General features: G+C 54.7%; 21 protein-coding genes and 3 tRNA genes. 12 read left to right on the top strand and 12 right to left on the bottom strand.

What is annotated here, in order from left to right; all coding sequences use genetic code 11:
• Window positions 1-159 precede the first annotated feature (159 nt).
• Both yjeJ and epmB read right to left on the bottom strand, forming a co-directional pair.
• Window positions 160-1,026, bottom strand: a complete 867-nt coding sequence (yjeJ, locus tag F384_RS23870) for a YjeJ family protein (protein WP_046494345.1) — start codon at window positions 1,024-1,026, stop codon at window positions 160-162.
• Window positions 1,027-1,188: 162 nt separating this feature from the next.
• On the bottom strand, window positions 1,189-2,217 hold the full coding sequence (gene epmB, locus F384_RS23875) for an EF-P beta-lysylation protein EpmB (RefSeq protein WP_046494348.1): 1,029 nt from the start codon (window positions 2,215-2,217) through the stop codon (window positions 1,189-1,191).
• Window positions 2,218-2,258: 41 nt separating this feature from the next.
• On the opposite strand from epmB, the gene efp reads away from it, so the two are divergent.
• The 3 genes from efp to ecnB all read left to right on the top strand — a co-directional run bounded on the left by efp (window position 2,259) and on the right by ecnB (window position 3,277).
• Window positions 2,259-2,825 carry an elongation factor P gene (gene efp / locus F384_RS23880; protein WP_046494350.1) on the top strand — a complete coding sequence of 189 codons (567 nt, stop codon included), beginning with the start codon at window positions 2,259-2,261 and terminating at the stop codon, window positions 2,823-2,825.
• Between the two features lie 62 nt (window positions 2,826-2,887).
• The gene (locus F384_RS23885; protein ID WP_046494352.1) at window positions 2,888-3,022 is read left to right on the top strand and encodes an entericidin A/B family lipoprotein; all 135 of its coding nucleotides are present in this window, start codon (window positions 2,888-2,890) and stop codon (window positions 3,020-3,022) included.
• 108 nt (window positions 3,023-3,130) lie between these two features.
• The gene (gene ecnB, locus F384_RS23890) at window positions 3,131-3,277 is read left to right on the top strand and encodes a lipoprotein toxin entericidin B (protein WP_046494356.1); all 147 of its coding nucleotides are present in this window, start codon (window positions 3,131-3,133) and stop codon (window positions 3,275-3,277) included.
• A 34-nt stretch (window positions 3,278-3,311) separates the two neighbouring features.
• On the opposite strand, the gene F384_RS23895 is transcribed toward ecnB, so the two are convergent.
• Entirely contained in the window at window positions 3,312-3,902 is a 591-nt protein-coding gene (locus F384_RS23895) for a LuxR C-terminal-related transcriptional regulator (RefSeq protein ID WP_046494359.1), read from the bottom strand.
• A 256-nt stretch (window positions 3,903-4,158) separates the two neighbouring features.
• On the opposite strand from F384_RS23895, the gene sugE reads away from it, so the two are divergent.
• Complete coding sequence (gene sugE, locus F384_RS23900; RefSeq protein ID WP_042321373.1) at window positions 4,159-4,476, top strand: quaternary ammonium compound efflux SMR transporter SugE; 318 nt, start codon at window positions 4,159-4,161, stop codon at window positions 4,474-4,476.
• Here sugE and F384_RS23905 read toward each other — a convergent pair.
• From F384_RS23905 to frdA, 5 genes are all read right to left on the bottom strand, one after another.
• A complete protein-coding gene (locus F384_RS23905) occupies window positions 4,473-5,006 on the bottom strand; it encodes a lipocalin family protein (protein ID WP_046494362.1) in 534 nt (177 codons plus the stop codon). The two genes, sugE and F384_RS23905, sit on opposite strands and share 4 nt — an antisense overlap.
• 105 nt (window positions 5,007-5,111) lie before the next feature.
• Window positions 5,112-5,471: a fumarate reductase subunit FrdD gene (frdD, locus tag F384_RS23910; RefSeq protein ID WP_046494363.1), complete on the bottom strand. Its 360-nt coding sequence runs from the start codon at window positions 5,469-5,471 to the stop codon at window positions 5,112-5,114.
• A 10-nt stretch (window positions 5,472-5,481) separates the two neighbouring features.
• Window positions 5,482-5,877: a fumarate reductase subunit FrdC gene (gene frdC / locus F384_RS23915; RefSeq protein WP_046494366.1), complete on the bottom strand. Its 396-nt coding sequence runs from the start codon at window positions 5,875-5,877 to the stop codon at window positions 5,482-5,484.
• 10 nt (window positions 5,878-5,887) lie between these two features.
• Complete coding sequence (gene frdB, locus F384_RS23920) at window positions 5,888-6,622, bottom strand: fumarate reductase iron-sulfur protein (RefSeq protein WP_046494369.1); 735 nt, start codon at window positions 6,620-6,622, stop codon at window positions 5,888-5,890.
• Complete coding sequence (gene frdA, locus F384_RS23925; RefSeq protein WP_046494372.1) at window positions 6,622-8,406, bottom strand: fumarate reductase (quinol) flavoprotein subunit; 1,785 nt, start codon at window positions 8,404-8,406, stop codon at window positions 6,622-6,624. Before frdA ends, frdB begins: the two co-directional genes overlap by 1 nt.
• 322 nt (window positions 8,407-8,728) lie before the next feature.
• On the opposite strand from frdA, the gene epmA reads away from it, so the two are divergent.
• The gene (gene epmA, locus F384_RS23930; protein ID WP_046494375.1) at window positions 8,729-9,706 is read left to right on the top strand and encodes an elongation factor P--(R)-beta-lysine ligase; all 978 of its coding nucleotides are present in this window, start codon (window positions 8,729-8,731) and stop codon (window positions 9,704-9,706) included.
• Window positions 9,707-9,784: 78 nt separating this feature from the next.
• Here the strand turns inward: epmA and mscM are convergent, their stop codons facing one another.
• From mscM to rsgA, 3 genes are all read right to left on the bottom strand, one after another.
• Window positions 9,785-13,111, bottom strand: a complete 3,327-nt coding sequence (mscM, locus tag F384_RS23935; RefSeq protein WP_046494378.1) for a miniconductance mechanosensitive channel MscM — start codon at window positions 13,109-13,111, stop codon at window positions 9,785-9,787.
• Between the two features lie 67 nt (window positions 13,112-13,178).
• Window positions 13,179-14,147 (bottom strand): archaetidylserine decarboxylase, encoded by a 969-nt coding sequence (asd, locus tag F384_RS23940; protein WP_046494382.1) that lies wholly within the window; start codon window positions 14,145-14,147, stop codon window positions 13,179-13,181.
• 95 nt (window positions 14,148-14,242) lie between these two features.
• A complete protein-coding gene (gene rsgA, locus F384_RS23945; protein WP_046494385.1) occupies window positions 14,243-15,295 on the bottom strand; it encodes a small ribosomal subunit biogenesis GTPase RsgA in 1,053 nt (350 codons plus the stop codon).
• A gap of 106 nt (window positions 15,296-15,401) precedes the next feature.
• Here rsgA and orn point away from each other — a divergent pair, with 106 nt between their 5' ends.
• From orn to F384_RS23965, 4 genes are all read left to right on the top strand, one after another.
• The gene (gene orn, locus F384_RS23950) at window positions 15,402-15,947 is read left to right on the top strand and encodes an oligoribonuclease (protein ID WP_046494387.1); all 546 of its coding nucleotides are present in this window, start codon (window positions 15,402-15,404) and stop codon (window positions 15,945-15,947) included.
• A gap of 186 nt (window positions 15,948-16,133) precedes the next feature.
• Window positions 16,134-16,209 (top strand) — tRNA-Gly (locus tag F384_RS23955).
• A gap of 100 nt (window positions 16,210-16,309) precedes the next feature.
• Window positions 16,310-16,385, top strand: a tRNA-Gly gene (locus F384_RS23960).
• Window positions 16,386-16,420: 35 nt separating this feature from the next.
• Window positions 16,421-16,496 (top strand) — tRNA-Gly (locus tag F384_RS23965).
• 269 nt (window positions 16,497-16,765) lie between these two features.
• Here F384_RS23965 and queG read toward each other — a convergent pair.
• Window positions 16,766-17,905: a tRNA epoxyqueuosine(34) reductase QueG gene (gene queG / locus F384_RS23970; RefSeq protein ID WP_046498568.1), complete on the bottom strand. Its 1,140-nt coding sequence runs from the start codon at window positions 17,903-17,905 to the stop codon at window positions 16,766-16,768.
• Between queG and nnr the strand changes: the two genes are divergently transcribed.
• From nnr to amiB, 3 genes are read left to right on the top strand one after another with little or no spacing between them, the layout of a single operon-like run.
• Window positions 17,904-19,451, top strand: coding sequence for a bifunctional ADP-dependent NAD(P)H-hydrate dehydratase/NAD(P)H-hydrate epimerase (gene nnr, locus F384_RS23975; RefSeq protein WP_080950021.1), 1,548 nt, complete (start codon window positions 17,904-17,906; stop codon window positions 19,449-19,451). The two genes, queG and nnr, sit on opposite strands and share 2 nt — an antisense overlap.
• Window positions 19,423-19,884, top strand: a complete 462-nt coding sequence (tsaE, locus tag F384_RS23980) for a tRNA (adenosine(37)-N6)-threonylcarbamoyltransferase complex ATPase subunit type 1 TsaE (protein WP_046494391.1) — start codon at window positions 19,423-19,425, stop codon at window positions 19,882-19,884. The genes nnr and tsaE overlap by 29 nt, the downstream gene beginning before the upstream one ends.
• Window positions 19,885-19,900: 16 nt before the next feature.
• A complete protein-coding gene (gene amiB, locus F384_RS23985) occupies window positions 19,901-21,235 on the top strand; it encodes an N-acetylmuramoyl-L-alanine amidase AmiB (RefSeq protein ID WP_046494392.1) in 1,335 nt (444 codons plus the stop codon).
• Window positions 21,236-21,239: the final 4 nt, after the last annotated feature.

The following is a 21,239-nucleotide window of genomic DNA, read 5'->3' on the forward strand; positions in this document are numbered from 1 at the left end:
TCATCCTTCAACCAGCCTCTTTGTTGGCTGCGCTGTGAAACCCCAGTCACATAGTTATCTATGCTCCTGGGGATTTCTTCGCTTGCCGCCGCGATGCTGATTGAATGATTTTGTGTAATGACTCGAAGTTATGTCGTAGGCCTGATAAGCGTAGCGCCATCAGGCGTGTTGTGCTGTCGTGTTAACGGACTGAACGCGTAAATGATGCAGCGCGCGCAGGCATTGTTCCTGGGTCAGCGTTTGCGCTTTATCCGCCGTCAGCGTTCTGACAAAGACCTGACACGGTTTCCCTGCCAGCGTTTTCAGTCTCGGGCTAAAGTCGAGTAAACGCCGGGAAATGGCTTCCGCCTCTTTGCTACCAGACGGAACGCGGGTTTTCACGACGGCGCCGCTAAACTGCACCTTTCCTGCTTCATCCGTAAAACGGTAAAGCATCGCAAGATAATGCGTGAAAAGCGAGTGCTTCCACTCTGGCTGCGCATAGGCATCGTATTCCAGTCGCTCATGGTCCAGGTAGTCCGCATCATACAGCGGCAAAAAGTCCAGCAGCGAGGAGATTCGCAGCGCCAGTTCCCGCATGCCGGCGTTCTCTATCGCTCGAATAATGGCATACACCAGAACGTCAATCTGCAATTCGTTCACCCGCAGAATGCAGGTATTGCCGTCGTGAAGCGTGAATGTCAGTGTTAAGTCGTCGCCACTTCCGTCGGTTAACGCGACGGCGGTAACGCGGCGTTGAACATCCGCATGTCGAAGTTCGTCTTCCACCATCGCAGGGATGTTTTCCTGCATTTTCTTGCTGATACTGTCGCGCATTTTTTCGTAGTGCTGACGTTCGGCTGCATCCAGTTGCTGTTTCTGATACAGACGACTCTCCACGGCGATCAGCAGATCGCGTAATTCCAGTGCGGACAGAAAAAACAACGACTCCTTGTTCCTCGGTTCTTTAATTTTCAGTGCCAGTGCTATGAATTCGTTAGCTTTACGGATAACGCCCGTATTAATCCCTTTGATACTGATAGCCATAATGGTTCTCCCTCACCAATGATAAATTCAGCGATTGGTTGTGACTTATTGATATGATTTCTAAATATATGCTTCGCAAGGCGTCGCTAAAATAGCATACGGGAAGGAGGGCGCCGGGAGTTTTGGTGTCAGGTGTCCGGAAACGGACACCTGCTTGAAGGGTTATTGCTGACGCAGTTGTAAATCCAGTGGCGTTTTACTGGGCTCGCCGCCAATTTCCCTCGCCAGTTTGGGCACCATATAGCCCGATATCAGCGTGAGCAGTTCGCGCATAATCTGGCGGGCTTCGTCGTCGGTCACCATAAAATGCGCTGCGCCCTGAACCTTATCCAGCACATGCAGATAATAGGGCATGACGCCCGCATCAAACAGCGCATTACTGAGGTTCGCCAGCGTCCTGGCGTTATCATTGACGCCGCGTAGCAGAACGCTCTGATTGAGCAGCGTAACGCCTGCGGTGCGCAGTTTCGCCATCGCCTGCCGGAAGGTCTCATCTACCTCGTTGGCGTGGTTGATGTGATTCACCAGCAGGATTTGCAGCGAAGAGCGTGTGAAGCGGGCAACCAGTTCCCCGGTAATGCGCGCAGGGATGACAATGGGCAGACGACTATGAATACGCAGACGCCTGATGTGGGGAATGGCTTCCAGTTGTGTGAGCAACCAGTCCAGTTCATGATCTTTGGCCATCAGCGGGTCACCGCCGGAGAAAATGATCTCGTCCAGTTCACTATGCGCGTGAATGTACTCCAGCGCTGCCTGCCAGTTTCGTTTATTGCCCTGATTTTCCGCGTACGGGAAGTGTCGACGGAAGCAATAGCGGCAATTTACCGCACAACCGCCTTTCACCAACAGCAGCGCCCGATTACGGTATTTATGCAGCAGTCCCGGTACGACGCTGTGTTGTTCTTCCAGCGGGTCGGTGGAGAAACCCGGCGCGGCAATAAACTCATCCTCGGAGGTAAGCACTTGACGTAAAAGCGGATCGTCAGGGTTGCCTTTTTCCATTCGCGCGATAAATGCACGTGGCACGCGCAGGGCGAACAGACGTCTGGCGTCACGCCCGGCCAACAGTTTTTCATCTGCGTCTATATTCAAAAGACGCAGGAGTTCATCGGGATTGGTCACAACATCGGCAAGTTGCGATAACCAATCTTCTCTGGATGGGGTATTTAGGGTTACAATATGCGCCATTTTGTGGCTTAGCTACCAGTTAACAATTTTCAGAGGGCCTTATGGCAACGTACTATAGCAACGATTTTCGTGCTGGTCTTAAAATCATGATGGACGGCGAACCGTATGCGGTTGAAGCCAGCGAATTCGTTAAACCAGGTAAAGGCCAGGCATTCGCGCGCGTTAAGCTGCGTCGCCTGCTGACCGGCACCCGCGTTGAGAAAACCTTCAAATCCACCGACTCCGCCGAAGGCGCAGACGTGGTCGATATGAACCTGACCTTCCTGTACAACGACGGTGAGTTCTATCACTTCATGAACAACGAAACTTTCGAACAGCTGGCTGCTGATGAGAAAGCGGTAGGTGATAACGCGAAATGGCTGCTGGATCAGGCTGAGTGCATCGTGACCCTGTGGAACGGTCAGCCTATCTCTGTGACCCCGCCGAACTTTGTTGAACTGGAAATCGTTGATACCGATCCGGGTCTGAAAGGCGATACCGCCGGTACGGGTGGTAAGCCGGCAACGCTGTCTACTGGCGCAGTGGTGAAAGTGCCTCTGTTCGTTCAGATTGGCGAAGTGATTAAAGTGGATACGCGTTCAGGCGAGTACGTCTCCCGCGTGAAATAATCCGCGCGTTTAGCGCATTATGGTGCAGCATTTTGCTGCGCCATTATTTCTCCAGGGCAGGAATGATGAAACATCTTCTCGGTCTTGTAACACTGCTCCTTCTCACCACTTCGTTGCTGGCGGGCTGCAATACCGCGCGCGGCTTTGGTGAGGATATTAAGCACCTCGGTAATTCCATTTCCCACGCGGCCAGCTAATTTTCTTCTTGTCGTCCTAAAAAGCGTCTATCTCCCGCCATTTTTCGGGATCTTGTCTATGATTAAGTGGCACGACACAAACAACATAGGCTAGAAAAGGAAGACGTTATGGTTAAAAAGACAATTGCAGCGATCTTATCTGTGTTGGTACTTTCCTCCGTGTTAACTGCCTGTAATACCACGCGCGGCATGGGTGAGGATATCTCCGACGGCGGCAACGCCATTTCGGGCGCCGCAACCAAAGCTCAGCAGTAGCCGCGTAAACGGTACGGCGAGTTTTGTCGTGCCGTTAATTTTTCAGCTCAGACGGCGCAAGAAACGGCGAAAAGCGATTATCCATGTGTAATTTCATGCGGATATTGCGTTTGTAGGTATACACCGTTTTACCATGAATGCTGAGCGCACAGGCAATCGCGTTGTTACTCGCCCCTTCCATCCACATCGTCAGCACTTTCTCTTCCTGTGGCGTAAGCAGCGTCGAGGCATTGCCGGGCGCTTCAGATACCGAACCCGTCAGCAGGGCGTTGTGAATATTTTCAGCCAGCTCCGGCAGAGAGACCTGCTTGGTTAACGATGCGCAGACAGGATAGCGCCGCGTCTCAGCCATCACGCCCCCGGATTCCAGTAATATCAACGGACTGCCACCGCAGGCGAGAAAAAACGGGGCAATATACTGGGCCGACTGGGTGTCGTTGAGAAAACCGTACAAGTCCGCGATCACCAGGTGAGGTTTCCACTGCTGGATGTGCTCTTTAACCAGTAAGAGATTATTGAGCCCAGAGACCAGAAACGACGTATTAAAGAGTTCGGAATGATTAAGCCATGCCTCGATCCCTGTGCGGGTGAAGTGGCAACGGTCAATCACTAATATTTTCAACATAGCGTTTTCGCATTCAGAAGTAGGGCAAATGGCTTCCTGACTTCAGAAAGCGTCCCATCATAGAGAAGTCGGATGAGTGCTGAATGCGCAAAATGCGCTGCGAAATGCGCCTAATTCAACCTTTTAGGCGCAGAAAGATAAAAATATTGAAAATCACCGCCGCTCGGGCAAGAATGTTCCTTCCACCTTCAGCGTAGCAGGACGACCTGCTAACGCTTCTTTCACCGGGGACGGCCCCATTTCTCTGGAGCCTGATATGTCCTGGATAATCTTGTTAATTGCGGGTCTGCTTGAAGTAGTTTGGGCGGTGGGTCTGAAATATACCCACGGTTTTAGTCGCCTGACGCCGAGTATCATCACCATTGCCGCGATGATCGTCAGTATGGCGCTCCTTGCCTGGGCGATGAAAACGCTCCCCGTGGGCACCGCGTACGCCGTGTGGACGGGGATTGGCGCGGTCGGTGCTGCCATCACCGGCATTCTGTTACTGGGTGAATCAGCCAATCCCATGCGTCTGGCCAGTCTGGCGTTAATCGTTGTCGGTATTATTGGTCTGAAATTAAGCACCCACTAAGCACCGGGCTGCTTTACCCAGATTAGCTTACTGACATCAAACCCTTCCCGGGTCGCGACGGCCAGCATCTGCTGCTTCATTTCGTCAGAAAGAGTCGGCGTGCGAGAGAGTATCCACAGGTAGTCGCGATCCGGGCCGCAAACCAGCGCGTGCCGGTACTCTCTGTCGAGCGCGATAACGTTGTAGCCACCGTAGAACGGACCGAAGAAGGAGACTTTCAGCGCGGCGCGACTAGGGTCGCCGGTGAAAAAGGCTTTCCCCTCGCTTTTCTGCCACATCTCTCTGTCCGGGTTCCAGCCTTTATTGACTACGTTGAGACCGCCGTCATCGCGCGGACTGTAGGTCGCCGTGACCTTTTCCAGTCCCCGTTCGAAGCGATGATCAAAACGGGCAATCTCGTACCAGGTCCCGAGATAGCGTTTGGCATCGAAGTTATTCACCACGGTGACGCCCTGGGGTGGCGTGGGGGTACTACAGGAGACAACCAGAAACGCAGTCGTCACAGCGGCAACGATAGGGAGCAGGCGCATAGGTTTATCCTTAGGGTGTTTTTCCTAAGTGTAGAACCTGGTGGGGAAAATAATGGTGGGAATGAAAAAACGCCCTCTCATCGGCAGACAAGAGGGCGGATTGCTTTAGACAGACAGAATACCAATCGCCGTTACGACGGTCAGGATCGCTGCCAGACCGTAGAACACCCATTTGCCAGCAGGCACATGGATTTTCAGGTCATGCATCGCGTGGTGCATACGGTGTAAGCCACACCATAGCGGCAGGACAATCATCAGGAACAGGAAAGCGCGGCCGATAAAGCTCTGAGCAAACGCCAGTACGCGCTCATAGCTCAGGGCATCGCCCGGGAACAGGCCCAGCGGCAGCAGAATCCCCACCAGCAGGATCATCACTGGCGCAATGATTGCGCTCCACATACCGCCTGCGCCAAACAGGCCCCAGAATACGGGTTCGTCAGAACGTTTTGGATTTGGATTAATCATCCCGGACTCCTTACCAGAACAGGGCAACAAACAGTATGACTACGGTCGCTACCACAGTAACCGCCCAGAGACCTTTGATGATCGGCTCTGGCCCCATTTTTTCGCTTTTTACGATGATGTTGGCTGCTTTCGGCGCCAGCTCAAACCAGGTTTTGGTGTGCAGCAATGCTGCCGCCAGGGCGATCACGTTGAGGATCACCACCACCGGGTTTTGCAGAAAACCAACGAAGCCTGCCCAGGATTCCACACCGTGCTTCAGTGCGAACAGGCCGAAAATCAGCTCAATGCTAAACCAGACTGCCGGAACGGCTGTGCCTTCGCGCAGCATGTAAAAGCGATAAAACGGCAATTTTTTCCACCAGGTGGACGTCATCGGCCGCACATAGGCTTTGCGTTTAGTCGTCATGTTGCACTCCTTAGCGTGGTTTCAGGGTGGCGATAAGAAAGTCTTTCGAGCTTTCCACTTTACCCTGCTGAATGGCAGCCGCCGGATCGACGTGCTTCGGACAAACTTCGGAGCAGTAGCCCACGAAAGTACAGGTCCATACGCCGTTCGGGCTGTTCAACTGCGCCATACGCTCCTTCTTACCGTGGTCGCGGCTGTCTTCGTTGTAACGATGCGCCAGGGTAATCGCAGCCGGTCCGATGAACTCAGGGTTCAGGCCGAACTGCGGGCATGCGGCATAGCACAGACCACAGTTAATGCAACCAGAGAACTGGTGATACTTCGCCATCTGCGCCGGGGTCTGGGTGTTTGGCCCCTGATCCGGCGTACGCGGGTTACCGATGATGTACGGCTTAATCGCTTCCAGACTTTCGATAAAGTGCGTCATATCGACGACCAGATCGCGCTCAATCGGGAAGTTGCCCAGCGCTTCAACCTTAAGACCGTTGGTGTATTCACGCAGGAAGGTTTTGCACGCCAGTTTCGGTACGTTGTTGACCATCATGCCGCAGGAGCCGCAGATCGCCATACGGCAGGACCAGCGATAGCTCAGGTCTGGCGCCAGGTTATCTTTGATGTAGCCCAACGCATCCAGCAGTGACGTTGTTTCATCATAAGGCACTTCATAGAAAGCACTGTGCGGCGCGGTGTCGGTCTCAGGGTTATAGCGCACCACCTCAACTTTCAGGTTTTTCATCTCAGCCATTACGCCTTCTCCTTCTTATCGGCTGCTTCCGCTTCCGCACCGTAAACACGTTTTGCAGGCGGCAGCGTGGTGATTTTCACGTCGCTATAGTCGAGGCGAGTCGTGCCATCAGCATCGCGGAAGGCGAGAGTATGTTTGAGGAAGTTGACGTCGTCACGCTCGGTGCAACCTTCGTCCAGACGTTGGTGTGCGCCACGTGATTCCTTACGCGCCAGCGCGGAATGCGCCATACATTCAGCGACGTTCAGGCCATGACCCAGCTCAATGGTGTACAGCAGGTCGGTGTTGAATACGCTGGAGGTATCGGTGATGCGAACGCGCTTGAAGCGCTCCTGCAATTCAGCCAGTTTATCCACGGTTTTCTGCATGAGTTCCGGCGTACGGTAGATACCGCAACCTTCTTCCATAGAGAGCCCCATTTCGTCGCGAATCTTCGACCAGTTCTCGTTACCTTCCTGGTTAACCAGGTTTTTCAGTCGTTGTTCAACGCCCGCAACCTGTGCGTCGAGCGCAGCGTCGTTAGCGGTGCCCGTTGTCGATGCGCGCTCCATCGCCTGCTCACCCGCCAGACGACCAAAGACTACCAGTTCAGCCAGTGAGTTGGAACCCAGACGGTTCGCGCCGTGCAGACCCACAGAAGAACATTCGCCGACGGCAAACAGACCTTTGATGCGGGTTTCGCAATTCTGATCGGTTTCGATACCGCCCATGGTGTAGTGCGCAGTCGGACGAACCGGAATCGGCTCTTTCACCGGATCGACGCCCACGTAAGCTTTTGCCAGTTCACAAATGAACGGCAGACGTTCCAGCAGTTTCTTCTCACCCAGATGACGCAGGTCGAGGTAAACCACATCGCCACGCGGCGTGGAGATGGTGTTGCCTTTACGCCATTCGTGCCAGAAAGCCTGAGAAACTTTGTCGCGCGGACCCAGTTCCATGTATTTGTTTTTCGGCTCGCCCAGCGGAGTTTCCGGACCCATGCCGTAATCCTGCAGATAACGGTAGCCGTTTTTGTTGACCAGGATACCGCCTTCACCACGGCAACCTTCGGTCATCAGGATACCGGAACCCGGCAGGCCGGTCGGGTGATACTGAACAAATTCCATATCACGCAGCGGAACGCCGTGGCTCAGCGCCATGCCCATGCCGTCACCGGTAACGATGCCGCCGTTGGTGTTATAGCGATACACACGGCCTGCGCCGCCTGTTGCCATCACCACCGCGTTAGCACGGATCTGCACCAGCGTGCCTTCCATCATGTTCATCGCCACCAGGCCGCGAGCATGACCATCATCGACCAGGATATCCAGTACAAAGTGTTCGTCAAAGCGTTGGATCTGTGGGAACTGCAGAGAGGTCTGGAACAGGGTATGCAGCATATGGAAGCCGGTTTTATCCGCGGCAAACCAGGTGCGCTCAATTTTCATCCCACCAAAGCGACGAACGTTGACGCTACCGTCTTCGCGGCGACTCCACGGGCAGCCCCATTGTTCCAGTTGGGTCATCTCGGTAGGACAGTGGTGGACAAAATAATCCACGACATCCTGTTCACACAGCCAGTCTCCGCCCGCTACCGTATCGTGAAAATGGTAGTCGAAGCTGTCATGATCCTGGGCGACAGCGGCTGAGCCCCCTTCGGCAGCAACGGTGTGACTGCGCATGGGGTACACTTTTGAAATCAGTGCGATTTTCGCATTAGGATTTGCCTGCGCTGCGGCAATCGCAGCACGTAATCCCGCGCCACCGGCGCCTATAATGGCAAGATCGGCTTGAAAGGTTTGCACGACATTCCTCCAGATTATTGTAATTTCGCCACCACATATCTCGTAAAAGAGCCTGAAAAAGGTGGGTAGCGAACGTGTTTCCACTGCTCCTTTATAGGTACAACAGTATAGTCTCTGCCATGTGCAGGAAATTTGACGTGTTCGATTTTTTTGGCGTGTCAGAGGGGCGAATTATCATTGATTTTGATTAATTTAATTACTAAACCATCCTTCTACGGTTTTTTAACTCGTTAGCCGCGCTTGAGTATTCCTGAGCAAAATTTGTTTCATTGCTGCGTTACGAGTAGACTTCGTGCCCTTGTCTTAAACTGGAGAAAGAACCATGAGCGAAACGGCAACCTGGCAGCCGAGCGCGTCCATACCTAACCTGTTAAAACGCGCGGCAATTATGACGGAAATTCGTCGTTTCTTTGCCGATCGTGGAGTGCTGGAGGTTGAGACGCCCTGCATGAGTCAGGCGACGGTCACAGACATTAATCTGTTCCCGTTCGAAACGCGTTTCGTCGGCCCCGGCCATTCGCAGGGGATGAACCTCTATTTAATGACCAGCCCGGAATACCACATGAAACGTCTGCTGGTGGCAGGGTGTGGTCCGGTCTTTCAGTTGTGCCGTAGTTTCCGTAATGAAGAGATGGGGCGTCATCACAATCCTGAATTCACCATGCTCGAGTGGTATCGTCCGCATTACGACATGTACCGGTTGATGAACGAAGTGGATGATCTGTTGCAGCAGGTGCTGGAATGCCCGGCGGCGGAGAGTCTCTCTTATCAGCAGGCGTTCCAGCGTCATCTGGAAATCGACCCACTCTCTGCGGATAAAACGCAACTGCGCGACGTCGCCGCGAAGCTGGACTTAAGCAACATTGCCGATACTGAAGAAGATCGCGATACCTTACTGCAACTGCTGTTTGCGATGGGCGTTGAGCCACATATTGGTAAGGATAAGCCGACGTTTGTTTATCACTTCCCGGCAAGCCAGGCATCACTGGCGCAGATCAGTACGGAAGATCACCGCGTGGCGGAACGTTTCGAGGTCTACTTCAAAGGTATTGAACTGGCGAATGGTTTCCATGAATTGACGGATGCGCGGGAACAGCAGCAGCGTTTTGAACAGGACAATCGCAAGCGCGCCGCGCGCGGATTACCGCAGCAGCCTATCGATAACCATCTGATCGAGGCGCTAAAGGTCGGCATGCCGGACTGCTCGGGTGTTGCGTTGGGTGTCGATCGTCTGGTGATGCTGGCGCTGGGCGCGGAAAGCCTCGCGGAAGTGATTGCTTTTACAGTTGATCGCGCATAACGCGTTCTGAAGTGATGAAAAGCGGTGCGTTGTGCACCACTTTTCATCTCTGCGCGACCGCCCGGGCACAACGAAGGCTTACAAACTCCCCGCCGGACGACTTCTTCTGCCGGCAGAACTGAGCGTTTTCCCCGTTTGTCTGCCATTCAAACTCTCCAGACGCATCTGGAACGGTGGGAACGGCATATCGATACCGTGCTCGCGGAAGCCCGCCAGAATCAACTGGTGGATTTCATGACGCAGCGGCATACGGTGGCCCATCTCGGCGGCATAGATACGTAGTTCGAAGATCTGGATCCCTTGCTGGAGATCGACCAGGAAGACTTCCGGTGCCGGGTTGTCGATCACCAGTGAGCAGCGGTGTGCGGCGGTCAGCAGGATCTGCGTCACCTCTTCGCTGTTTACATCGGACGGCGCCGGAATCGTCAGCACCACACGTGTTACGGAATCGGACAGCGACCAGTTGATGAACTGCTCGGTGATAAACGCTTTGTTCGGCACGATGATCTCTTTGCGGTCCCAGTCGCTGATGGTGGTTGCGCGGGTATTGATCTTCGTTACGCTGCCGGTCAGATCGCGAATGGTCACCGTATCGCCAATACGAATCGGTTTTTCAAACAGGATGATCAGGCCGGAGATAAAGTTGGCGAAGATTTCCTGCAAGCCAAAGCCCAGACCAACACCGAGTGCCGCCACCAGCCATTGCAGTTTTGCCCACTCAATCCCAATCATCGAGAAGCCCACCAGACCGCCAATCAGCATCAGCAGGTACTTGGTGATGGTCGTGATGGCGTAGCCGGTACCCGGCGTGAGATCGAGGTGTTGCAGCAACGCCAGTTCGAGAAGCGCAGGTAGATTACGCACCAGTTGGGTGGTGATGATGAACACCAGAATCGCGATCAGCACCGCACCCAGCGTAATCGGTTCCAGGCTTTCGACTCCCTGTACCGTGGAGGTGACGTCCCACAGTGAGATGTTTTCGAGGAAGCCGAATGCGGAATGAATTTCCGACCACAGCACAATGACCGACAGCAGGGCGATCAGCATCAGGATGGAGCGTACCAGACGGAGCGACTGGGCGCTGATGGCATCAAGGTCGACTTCGCTCTCGTCAACGTCAATGGTTCCTTCCAGGCTGGTTGAATGGGCCGATTCCTCTTCGCCACGCGCGCGCTGGGCCAGCATTTCTGCGCGACGGTGCTTGGCGCGGTCAAAGGCCAGCCTGCGGCGCTGAATGAGCATCCAGCGGCGAATAACGTGGTAAATCACCAGCAGCAGGAACCAGATGGCGACGGAGGTCTCCAGTCGCGCCAGCAGCGCCTGCGATGTCGCCAGATAACCTACGGCCGCCGCCAGTATCGCGACCACCGGTGCGCCAATCATCAGGTTCCACAACATGCTGTTCACGATATTATCGCCGCTACCCTCTTTATCGAGATAGAGCGGAATACCGGCTTTTTTCAGGCTCAGAGTGACCAGCGCCAGCGCACCGCAAATCAGAATAAAGCACAGACGACCGAGTGAACCGGAGAACTCCCGATCGTTCAGGTTATCGAACATGATGAGCGCCATGATCAGCGGCACGATAAGCCCGATGCTCATCAGGTAATAACGCATTGCGCGCAATACGCGTTCGCGCGGCCAACCGAAGTGGGCGATAAACAGGCCATTTGACCGGGCAAACGCTGCACAAATCATCACGACCCACAGCAGTGGCACTGTCGCCGTGACGCCATCGCCTATCGCAACGGCCAGCGGATACGGCCAGGCCTCGCGCAGTCCGTACCCCAGCGTCATCCACAGTACCGGCAACGGCGAGGCCACCAGTATTGACCAGAACACGGTACGCAGGGTGAGCCAGAAGTGATCCTGCGTCACCTTGCCCACTCTGGCGGCGGAACGTTCCAGAAAACGGGTGAAGTGGCGACGCGAGTAAATGCTGAAACCGACCAGAATCAGCGCGCCAAACAGCGGCAGCAGGGTTTCTCTGCTGGTCAGCATCATCATGCTGGCCTGGCCTAACTGGCTGACGGTGTCGAGTGAAATCAGCCGACGCAGATCCTGCACGATATCTATCGGCCACGAGAAAGACATCGGGCGCACGTCAGAGGTCCAGAACAGATAGCGGTGAGTCGCTTCATTCACCTCTTTTAGCGCATCTTCAAGCTGGCTATTGGAGACTTTCAGTTTAGTCAGCTCGAGGATCAGCGTGTCGCCGCCCTGTAACAGCGAATTCAGCAGCTCACGTTGGGTGCGCAGTTGCGCTTCAAGAATACGGTTTTGTTCCGCAGTGAGCGGTTGCCCGTCCGCCTGATGGAGCTGGCGCAACTGAGGCTGCTTGTTGAGCTGGTCTTCATAGCGCAGACGCTGGACGCGCAGTTGCGCCATTTCGGTATCCAGTTGCTGGGGTTTAGGCATTTCCGGCAGACGCGCCACCTGGGCGCGTAATGCTTCGCCCAACAGGTTAGACGAGCCTAACCACTGCGACTGTTCGCGCAGTGTCGTTAACGCCTGACGTACCTGCTGAGTCTGACTGGCGGCCTGACGTTGCTGAGAGGCGACGAGATCCATGCGCTGGGCCTGCTGATTCAGCGCGGCAGACAGTTCCCGGTTCACTTTGAACTGGGCAACAATGTCCGGCGGTAAATCAGCGCTGTTCTCTGCCAGTAGCTCGGTGCTTTCCAGCGCCCGCTCGGCTTCACGCTGGCGCTGGTTATTGAGCTGATTGCGCAGTGCCTGTAAATACGCATCCAGTTGCTGGCTCTGTTTTTCCGCCAGTTCGGCGCGCATACGCGCCAGTTCCTGACGATTATTGGCCGAAAGCTGCGCCAACTCCAGCTCATCAACCAACGCTTTCAGACGGGCGGATTCAGCCTGCATGCTGAAATTTTGCGCCTGGTTGAGTGGCGTGTTACCGGTGGCGGTACCGATGCGGCGTTCAATCTCATTAAGCTGTCGACGGGCATCGGTTTGCTGCTGAGGCAGTTGGCTCAGCGAGTCGGCAATCTCACGGGCGCGCTCTTGCTCCTGCTGGGCCTGACGGCTTTTTTCCAGCAACTGACTGCTGACCTGAAGGATTTCCTGATTCAGCGCATCGGTCGTCATGCCCGGCGAAACACTGCGGGGTTCATCGCGCAGGTTGGTTAACTGCGCGCGCAGGCTGGCGGACATTTTCGGGAAGTTATCGATAACCTGCTGATATTGCTGAACGCGCTCGAGGGAACCTTTACGTTCTTCAAGCGCGTTCAATGCAGACTGAAGGGCTTCGACGACATCGGGCTGGGCAGGCTTTGCAGATTTAGCCTGCTCCAGTTCCTGGGTGATTTGTTTGGCGTCGGGGGCGGTTGCAGCGTACGCCCCCAGGCTGAGGCACCAGGCCATCAGAAACGTTATAATCAGGCGCACAGCAGCTTCCCTCTATACGTCATCATTTAAGCGGCCTTGATGCTTCTTGCATGATGCTATGTATGTATTAAGTTTCGTCTTTCTTATCGTCGACCTGCGGACTGGCGTCGTGCCCGGCGTTAATTTCTTCTTCCGGTAACGGTGCAGGTTCCGCTTCTGGCATCACAAACGTTTCGGTAGATATCGCCAGCGGCTGACCAATTTTGGTCACGGAAAGGCTTTCAAGCTGCTCGACCAGATTTACTTTGTCCGGTGCGAACAGGTTGATCACGGTGGAACCCAGCTTGAAGCGGCCCATTTCCTGACCTTTCAGCAGTGCAACCGAACCTTCGCTTTCGCCTGCAGGCCAGGTCCAGCGTTTGATTACGCCTTCGCGCGGCGGCGTGATGGTTCCCGCCCAGACGGTTTCGATACTGCCAACAATCGTAGCACCGACCAGAATTTGCGCCATTGGGCCAAACTCAGTATCGAACAGGCAGATAACACGCTCATTACGGGCAAACAGGTTCGGGACGTTCTGGGCGGTCAGATGGTTGACCGAGAACAAATCGCCCGGGACATAGATCATCTCACGCAGAATACCGTTGCACGGCATATGCACGCGGTGGTAGTCGCGCGGTGACAGATAGGTGGTCACAAACGACCCGTTGCGGAAAAGATCCGCCATCAGGTAGTTGCCTGCCAGCAGGGCTTCCAGGCTGTAGTTGTGGCCTTTGGCTTGCAGGAGCTTGTCTTCTTCGATAGCGCCTAACTGACTGATAACGCCGTCAGCCGGCATGACCAGTACGTTTGGATCGGTATTCAGCGGGCGAACGTCGTCACGCAGTGGACGGACAAAGAAATCATTGAATGAGCGGTAGCTGGCGGTATCCGGCTTCTGCGCTTCTTTCATATCGACCTTGTAGTACTTCACGAACAGATCGATAACCAGTTTAGTCAGCCATCCCGCTCGTTTGCTCGCGCCCCAGCCCGCCAGGCGAGTGAGCCATAGTTTCGGCAGAATGTATTGTAGCGAAAGTTTAAATGAGTTTAACAAGGTAGCCTCCAGGCCATTGTTTTATCGTTCCTGATCCGGCGTTCGCACCGGATCCTGAAAAAGGGGGACGATTCTAGCGATGCTTAGCTTAGTTGTCAGTCATCGGTATCAGAAAAGTTTTTACGCGTTTTTACCTGCGACATACTTTCAAGAATACGGTGATAATTTTCGAAACGGGTTTCCGCAATTTTCCCGTCTTCGACGGCGGCACGGATGGCGCAGCCTGGGTCTGCGTCGTGCTTACAGTCACGATATTTACACCGTCCCAGATAGTCATGAAATTCGACAAAGCCGTGGGTGATTTGTTCCGGTTCCAGGTGCCACAGACCGAACTCGCGCACGCCAGGAGAATCAATGACATCGCCGCCATGCGGGAAGTGATAAAGTCGGGCCGCGGTGGTGGTGTGCTGCCCCAGACCGGAGTTGTCGGAAACATCGTTGGTAAGAATGGCTTCCTGCAGCCCCAGCAACGCGTTAAGCAGGCTGGATTTGCCGACGCCGGACTGACCAGCAAAGATGCTGATACGCCCGGTCAACGCGTCTTCCAACGGTTTCAGGCCATCCTGGGTGTGGCTGGAGACCATCAGCACGCGATAGCCGATATGACGATAGATATCCATCTGCTCATTCACAAAAGCCAGGCTTTCGTCATCCAGCAGATCGATTTTGTTGAGCACGATGATCGGTTCAACCTGCAATGTCTCGCAGGCCACCAGATACCTGTCGATAATATTGAGTGACAGCTCCGGTAAGATCGCGGAGACAATGACAATCTGGTCGATGTTGGCGGCAATGGGTTTTACGCCATCGTAAAAGTCCGGGCGCGTCAGTACCGAGGTACGGTCATGTACCGCCTCGACGATGCCTTTGACGTTGACGCCTTCCGCCGCCGTTTTGCCGGGACGCCAGACCACGCGGTCGCCGGTTACCAGCGAGCGGATTGTCCGACGAATATTGCAGCGGTGAATTTCACCATCGGCAGATTCGACGTCGGCATGCATGCCAAAACGGCTAATGACGATACCTTCAGCGGTCTCGCCAAACAGGTTGTCATCGTAGTCTGGCTTCTCCTTAGACGTTTTGAGGCGACGCTGGTGATTAGCGTTCACACGGCGCTGTTGGCCTTTGGAGAGTTTATTTTTACTCAATCGTACTGGCTCCTGGTCGCCCATGTTGGGCAAAACATCTATGATACACACAATTCTAGATGAGAGTAGTCACACTGAATGTGACGCATGAGGGGTGGAAAATAGCATGAGTGCCAATGAAAACAACCTGATTTGGATTGATCTTGAGATGACCGGTCTGGATCCCGAGCGCGATCGCATAATTGAAATCGCCACGCTGGTCACCGATGCCAACCTGAATATTCTGGCAGAAGGGCCAACCATCGCTGTCCATCAGTCCGATGAACAACTGGCGCTGATGGATGACTGGAACGTGCGTACCCATACTGGCAGCGGGCTGGTGGAGCGCGTGAAGGCGAGTACGATGGGCGATCGCGAAGCGGAACTGGCGACGCTTGAATTTCTGAAAGCGTGGGTGCCGGCGGGTAAGTCACCGATCTGCGGGAACAGCATTGGGCAGGATCGCCGCTTTTTGTTTAAGTACATGCCGGAACTGGAAGCGTATTTCCATTACCGCTATCTGGATGTGAGCACGCTGAAAGAGTTGGCGCGTCGCTGGAAACCGGAAATTCTGGATGGTTTGAGCAAGGAAGGAACGCACAAGGCGATGGACGATATCCGCGAGTCGGTGGCGGAACTGGCTTACTACCGCGAGAACTTTATAAAGTTGTAAGTTTGCTACCCGACAGGCTTGCACTGTCGGGTTTTTGTCGCTAAATTGTGCAGCCTGCCGATTAATTAATCACTTGAACCTGATTTCAAAAAAATCGCTTTTAGAGGGGTTGCAGGCGGGAATATTTCTCGTATAATGCGCCTCCCGTAACGACAGAGAATTACGCGTTACGACAGCAACAAATTTGCGGGAATAGCTCAGTTGGTAGAGCACGACCTTGCCAAGGTCGGGGTCGCGAGTTCGAGTCTCGTTTCCCGCTCCAAAATTTGAAAGTGCTTGTTTAGCACGGAACCACCCAATCGCAGGATTTCGAATTGCGACAAGGCGAGCAACGCCGTAGCGGTTCGAAAGACGAAGATTATGCGGGAATAGCTCAGTTGGTAGAGCACGACCTTGCCAAGGTCGGGGTCGCGAGTTCGAGTCTCGTTTCCCGCTCCAAAATTTGAAAGTGCTTCATAGCACGGACCACCCAAGCGGGAATAGCTCAGTTGGTAGAGCACGACCTTGCCAAGGTCGGGGTCGCGAGTTCGAGTCTCGTTTCCCGCTCCAAATTCTTATCTCCAGAAAATCAACCACAGTACATTTTTGTATTGGGGTCATTTTGTTTTGCATCTGTCACACTCTTGTGAACAGAGTTATCCACAGCGTAAGATTTTTCTTTGAGATATTCAGATACTTCGCCAGGTGAATAGTTTTACTATAACTATCTGAAATCACATTCAAAAATAAGATTGCAAATTGTTAATGCGATCACTTGACGATTTTCTCGTTCTTGAATAGCAATGTGTTTTTATTTTTATTCACAGCCTGTGGAAGATTCAGGCGTCCCGCGGAAGTCCCTTCTCGATCGCGTTAACCAGTCGCCTTTGCTTCGGTGATTGCACGTCAATCACGCAGGCATTTCGCTTCGCGATCTGCTGCGCGACTGCCCATTCGATATGCTCATCAAGAAGTGAGTGCTCACCCCGACGACTTTCCAGCGCAGAAAGCGCGGCGTCATTCCAGGGCGCATTGCCAAGGGCTACTGCAATATTACGCAGCCAGCGCAGATGACCAATACGACGAATAGCTGATCCTTCGGTCATTTTTAAAAACGTGGCCTCACTCCAGGCGAACAGCTCAACCAACTCGGGCGCATGAAGGGCCTTGCGTGGGCTAAAGTCGTCTTCACTGGTCAGGTGTGAATAGCGGTTCCATGGACAGATCAACTGGCAGTCATCGCAACCGTAGATTCGGTTGCCCATGAGTGGCCGCAGCGACTCAGGGATTGCGCCTTCCAGTTCGATGGTGAGGTAAGAGATGCAGCGACGCGCATCCACCGTATAAGGGGCGACAATCGCACCGGTCGGGCAGGTGGTGATGCAGGCGACGCATTTCCCGCATTCTTCCGCCACGGGAGCGTCAACCGGCAGGGGCAAATCAATCAGTAACTCACCGAGAAAGAAAAACGACCCCGCTTCGCGGTTCAGGATAAGTGAGTGCTTACCTGTCCATCCAAGACCGGCTTTTTCCGCCAACGGGCGCTCAAGTATGGGCGCAGAGTCGACAAAAGGTCTAAAATTCAGCGTGACACAATGCTGCTGAATCCTCTCGCCCAGCTTTTTGAGGCGATTACGTAAAAGCTTATGGTAGTCGCGGCCCAGGGCATAGCGACTAATGTAGCCCAGGGCTGGGTTTTTCAGCGTACTGGCAAACGCGGCGTGGGCGGGAAGATAGTTCATGCGCACGCTGATGACGCGAAGCGTGCCGGGCAACAGCTCATGGGGACGCGCGCGCATCATGCCGTGGCGCGCCATCCAGTCCATTTCGCCGTGGTATTGTTTGTCCAGCCATGCCTGCAGTTTGGGTTCGGACTCGCTCAGGTCGGTATCGGTAATACCGACCTGCTGAAAGCCCAGTTCCAGCCCCCACTGCTTAATTTTTTGCGCTAACTGATTGAGATCGAGGGGCTCTGACATGACGGACCATACAATGAAGAAAAACCCCATCAGTATACCACACTCCATCTGGCCCGCCGATGACATCAAACGGCTGGAGCGAGAAGCCGCTGATACGCTTGGACTCACGCTATTCGAATTGATGCTGCGGGCGGGTGAAGCGGTGTTTGATGTGGCGCGCGAGTCTCGGCCTTATGCCCGGCGCTGGTTGGTGCTCTGCGGTCACGGAAATAACGGTGGCGATGGCTATGTCGTGGCGAGACTGGCGAAGGCTGCCGGGATTCTGGTCACCTTAATAGCGCAGGAGAGCGATAAACCGCTTCCCGAAGAGGCCGCTCAGGCGCGAGAAGCCTGGCTGAATGCAGGGGGCGTTATTCATTCCCCGGCGATTGCCTGGCCAGAAAACATCGACCTGATTATTGATGCGCTGCTCGGAACCGGGTTAACCCAGGCACCGCGCGAACCGCTGTCGACGTTAATCGAACGGGCAAATGCCCATCCTGCGCCTGTTGTCTCAATAGATATTCCTTCCGGGTTGCTGGCCCAAACGGGAGCAACGCCCGGTGCGGTCATCAGGGCTGAACGCACGGTCACCTTTATCGTCCTGAAACCGGGTCTGTTGACGGGGAAAGCCCGTGATGTCACCGGGCGCGTCCATTTTAATTCGCTGGGACTGGACGACTGGCTGGCGGGACAGGATGCGCCGATTCAACGCTTCGACGCCTCGCAACTTGCGCACTGGCTCTCTCCGCGCTGTGCAACGTCGCATAAAGGCGATCACGGTCGGCTGGTGGTGATCGGCGGCGATCACGGTACGGCGGGCGCGATTCGGCTGGCCGGCGAAGCGGCGCTGCGGGCCGGGGCGGGACTGGTGCGCGTACTGACGCGCAGCGAGAATATCGCCCCGCTGTTGACCGCTCGTCCCGAACTGATGGTGCATGAACTGACGTCGCAATCCCTTGATGAAAGCCTCGAATGGGCGGATGTCATCATTATTGGTCCGGGGCTTGGGCAGGCGGAGTGGGGCAAGAAAGCGCTGCAAAAAGTCGAGAATTTTCGTAAACCGATGCTCTGGGACGCGGATGCGTTGAACCTGCTGGCAATCAACCCCGATAAACGTCACAATCGCGTCATCACACCGCATCCGGGAGAAGCCGCGCGGTTACTGGGGTGTTCTGTCGCAGAAATTGAAAGCGATCGCTTACATTCTGCACAGCGTCTGGTAAAACGTTACGGAGGCGTTGCGGTGTTGAAAGGGGCAGGAACGGTGGTTGCCGCACAACCGGAGGCATTGGGAATTGTCGATGTCGGGAACGCGGGCATGGCCAGCGGCGGCATGGGCGATGTGCTCTCCGGTATTATTGGCGCATTGCTCGGACAGAAGCTTACCCCGTATGATGCAGCCTGTGCTGGCTGCGTGGCCCACGGTGCGGCGGCAGATGTTCTGGCGGCGCGCGCAGGTATGCGCGGCTTGTTGGCAACCGATCTTTTTTCCACGCTACAGCGTATTGTTAACCCTGATGTGATTGACGTTTATCATGATGAATCGAGTAATTCCGCTACCTGACGAACAGGCAACATTAGACCTGGGACAACGGGTAGCCAATGCCTGCGATGGCGCGACAGTTATCTATCTCTACGGTGATTTAGGTGCGGGTAAAACCACCTTCAGTCGGGGATTCCTGCAGGCGTTAGGCCATTCCGGTAATGTAAAAAGTCCAACCTATACGCTGGTCGAACCCTATTCTCTCGATAACCTGATGGTCTATCACTTCGATCTGTATCGTCTTGCCGATCCCGAGGAGCTCGAATTTATGGGGATCCGCGATTATTTTGCCAACGATGCCATTTGCCTGGTGGAATGGCCACAACAGGGTAAAGGTGTACTCCCGGACCCGGATGTCGAAATACACATAGATTACCAGGCGCAAGGTCGTGAGGCGCGCATCAGTGCTGTCTCCTCATCAGGTGATTCGTTGCTGGCGCGTTTGGCCGGTTAACCTTAAAGGTGGCGGGATGATTTATCGCATCAGAAATGGGTTGGTGGCCATGCTGGTTCTGCTGTGCGCGCAGGCCGGGGCTGCCAGCCTCTCCGATATACAGGTCTCTAATGGCGATCGGCAAGCGCGTATTACGCTCAGCTTTATTGGCGATCCCGATTATGCCTTTTCCCATGAAGGCAAACGTACCGTTGCCCTGGATATTAAGCAGACGGGGGTCATTCAGGGGCTCCCGCTGATGTTTAGCGGTAACAACCTGGTGAAGACCATTCGTTCCGGTACGGCGAAAGATCCGCAGTCGCTACGACTGATGGTGGATTTAACCGAAAACGGGAAGACGGAGGCGGTAAAACGGCAGAATGGCGGAAATTACACGGTGGTCTTTACCATTAACGCCGATACGCCTCCACCGCCCCCACCTGCGCCTGTCGTCGCTAAACGCGTGGAGACGCCGGTGGTGGCGACGCCGCGTCCGAGTGAACCTGCGCGCAATCCGTTTAAAGCCAGTGACGATCGGACTACCGCCGTAACCAGCAGCAATACAGCGACGCGTCCTGCGGCCAGGGCGACATCCAGCAGTGGTGACAAAGTGGTGATCGCCATCGATGCCGGGCACGGTGGGCAGGATCCCGGCGCGATCGGTCCCGGCGGCACACGTGAGAAAAATGTCACTATCGCGGTGGCCCGTAAGTTGCGCACACTGCTCAATGCCGATCCGATGTTTAAAGGCGTGTTAACCCGCGACGGGGATTATTTTATCTCCGTGATGGGGCGCTCCGACGTGGCGCGAAAGCAAAACGCCAATTTCCTGGTGTCGATTCACGCCGATGCCGCGCCCAACCGAAGCGCCACCGGTGCCTCCGTATGGGTGCTGTCGAACCGGCGCGCCAACAGCGAAATGGCGAACTGGCTGGAAGAACATGAAAAACAGTCGGAGCTATTGGGCGGTGCGGGGGATGTGCTGGCAAACAGCCAGGCCGATCCGTACTTAAGCCAGGCGGTGCTGGATTTGCAGTTCGGCCATTCCCAACGCGTAGGGTATGATGTCGCAACCAACATGTTAGGCCAGCTCGAACGGATTGGGTCACTGCACAAACGGCGTCCTGAGCATGCCAGCCTGGGCGTTCTGCGCTCGCCGGATATTCCATCGGTGCTGGTGGAGACCGGCTTTATCAGTAATCACAGTGAAGAACGTCTGTTGGCGAGCGATGCGTATCAGCAGCAGCTGGCCGACGCGATTTATAAAGGACTGCGTAACTACTTCCAGGCGCATCCGATGCAGTCGGCTCCGCAGGGTAATGCGGCGCAAACCGCGAGTGCCGCGACGCCGGGTGAGTCGTTGATCAACTAAGGAA

The organism is Citrobacter amalonaticus Y19 (assembly GCF_000981805.1).
GTDB classification, from domain to species: domain Bacteria; phylum Pseudomonadota; class Gammaproteobacteria; order Enterobacterales; family Enterobacteriaceae; genus Citrobacter_A; species Citrobacter_A amalonaticus_C.

Coding starts and splice junctions, on each gene's coding strand:
- yjeJ (WP_046494345.1), bottom strand. CDS start 1,026: ATGGCTATCAGTATCAAAGGGATTAATACGGGCGTTATCCGTAAAGCT.
- epmB (WP_046494348.1), bottom strand. CDS start 2,217: ATGGCGCATATTGTAACCCTAAATACCCCATCCAGAGAAGATTGGTTA.
- efp (WP_046494350.1), top strand. CDS start 2,259: ATGGCAACGTACTATAGCAACGATTTTCGTGCTGGTCTTAAAATCATG.
- F384_RS23885 (WP_046494352.1), top strand. CDS start 2,888: ATGATGAAACATCTTCTCGGTCTTGTAACACTGCTCCTTCTCACCACT.
- ecnB (WP_046494356.1), top strand. CDS start 3,131: ATGGTTAAAAAGACAATTGCAGCGATCTTATCTGTGTTGGTACTTTCC.
- F384_RS23895 (WP_046494359.1), bottom strand. CDS start 3,902: ATGTTGAAAATATTAGTGATTGACCGTTGCCACTTCACCCGCACAGGG.
- sugE (WP_042321373.1), top strand. CDS start 4,159: ATGTCCTGGATAATCTTGTTAATTGCGGGTCTGCTTGAAGTAGTTTGG.
- F384_RS23905 (WP_046494362.1), bottom strand. CDS start 5,006: ATGCGCCTGCTCCCTATCGTTGCCGCTGTGACGACTGCGTTTCTGGTT.
- frdD (WP_046494363.1), bottom strand. CDS start 5,471: ATGATTAATCCAAATCCAAAACGTTCTGACGAACCCGTATTCTGGGGC.
- frdC (WP_046494366.1), bottom strand. CDS start 5,877: ATGACGACTAAACGCAAAGCCTATGTGCGGCCGATGACGTCCACCTGG.
- frdB (WP_046494369.1), bottom strand. CDS start 6,622: ATGGCTGAGATGAAAAACCTGAAAGTTGAGGTGGTGCGCTATAACCCT.
- epmA (WP_046494375.1), top strand. CDS start 8,729: ATGAGCGAAACGGCAACCTGGCAGCCGAGCGCGTCCATACCTAACCTG.
- orn (WP_046494387.1), top strand. CDS start 15,402: ATGAGTGCCAATGAAAACAACCTGATTTGGATTGATCTTGAGATGACC.
- nnr (WP_080950021.1), top strand. CDS start 17,904: ATGACGGACCATACAATGAAGAAAAACCCCATCAGTATACCACACTCC.
- queG (WP_046498568.1), bottom strand. CDS start 17,905: ATGTCAGAGCCCCTCGATCTCAATCAGTTAGCGCAAAAAATTAAGCAG.
- tsaE (WP_046494391.1), top strand. CDS start 19,423: ATGATGAATCGAGTAATTCCGCTACCTGACGAACAGGCAACATTAGAC.
- amiB (WP_046494392.1), top strand. CDS start 19,901: ATGATTTATCGCATCAGAAATGGGTTGGTGGCCATGCTGGTTCTGCTG.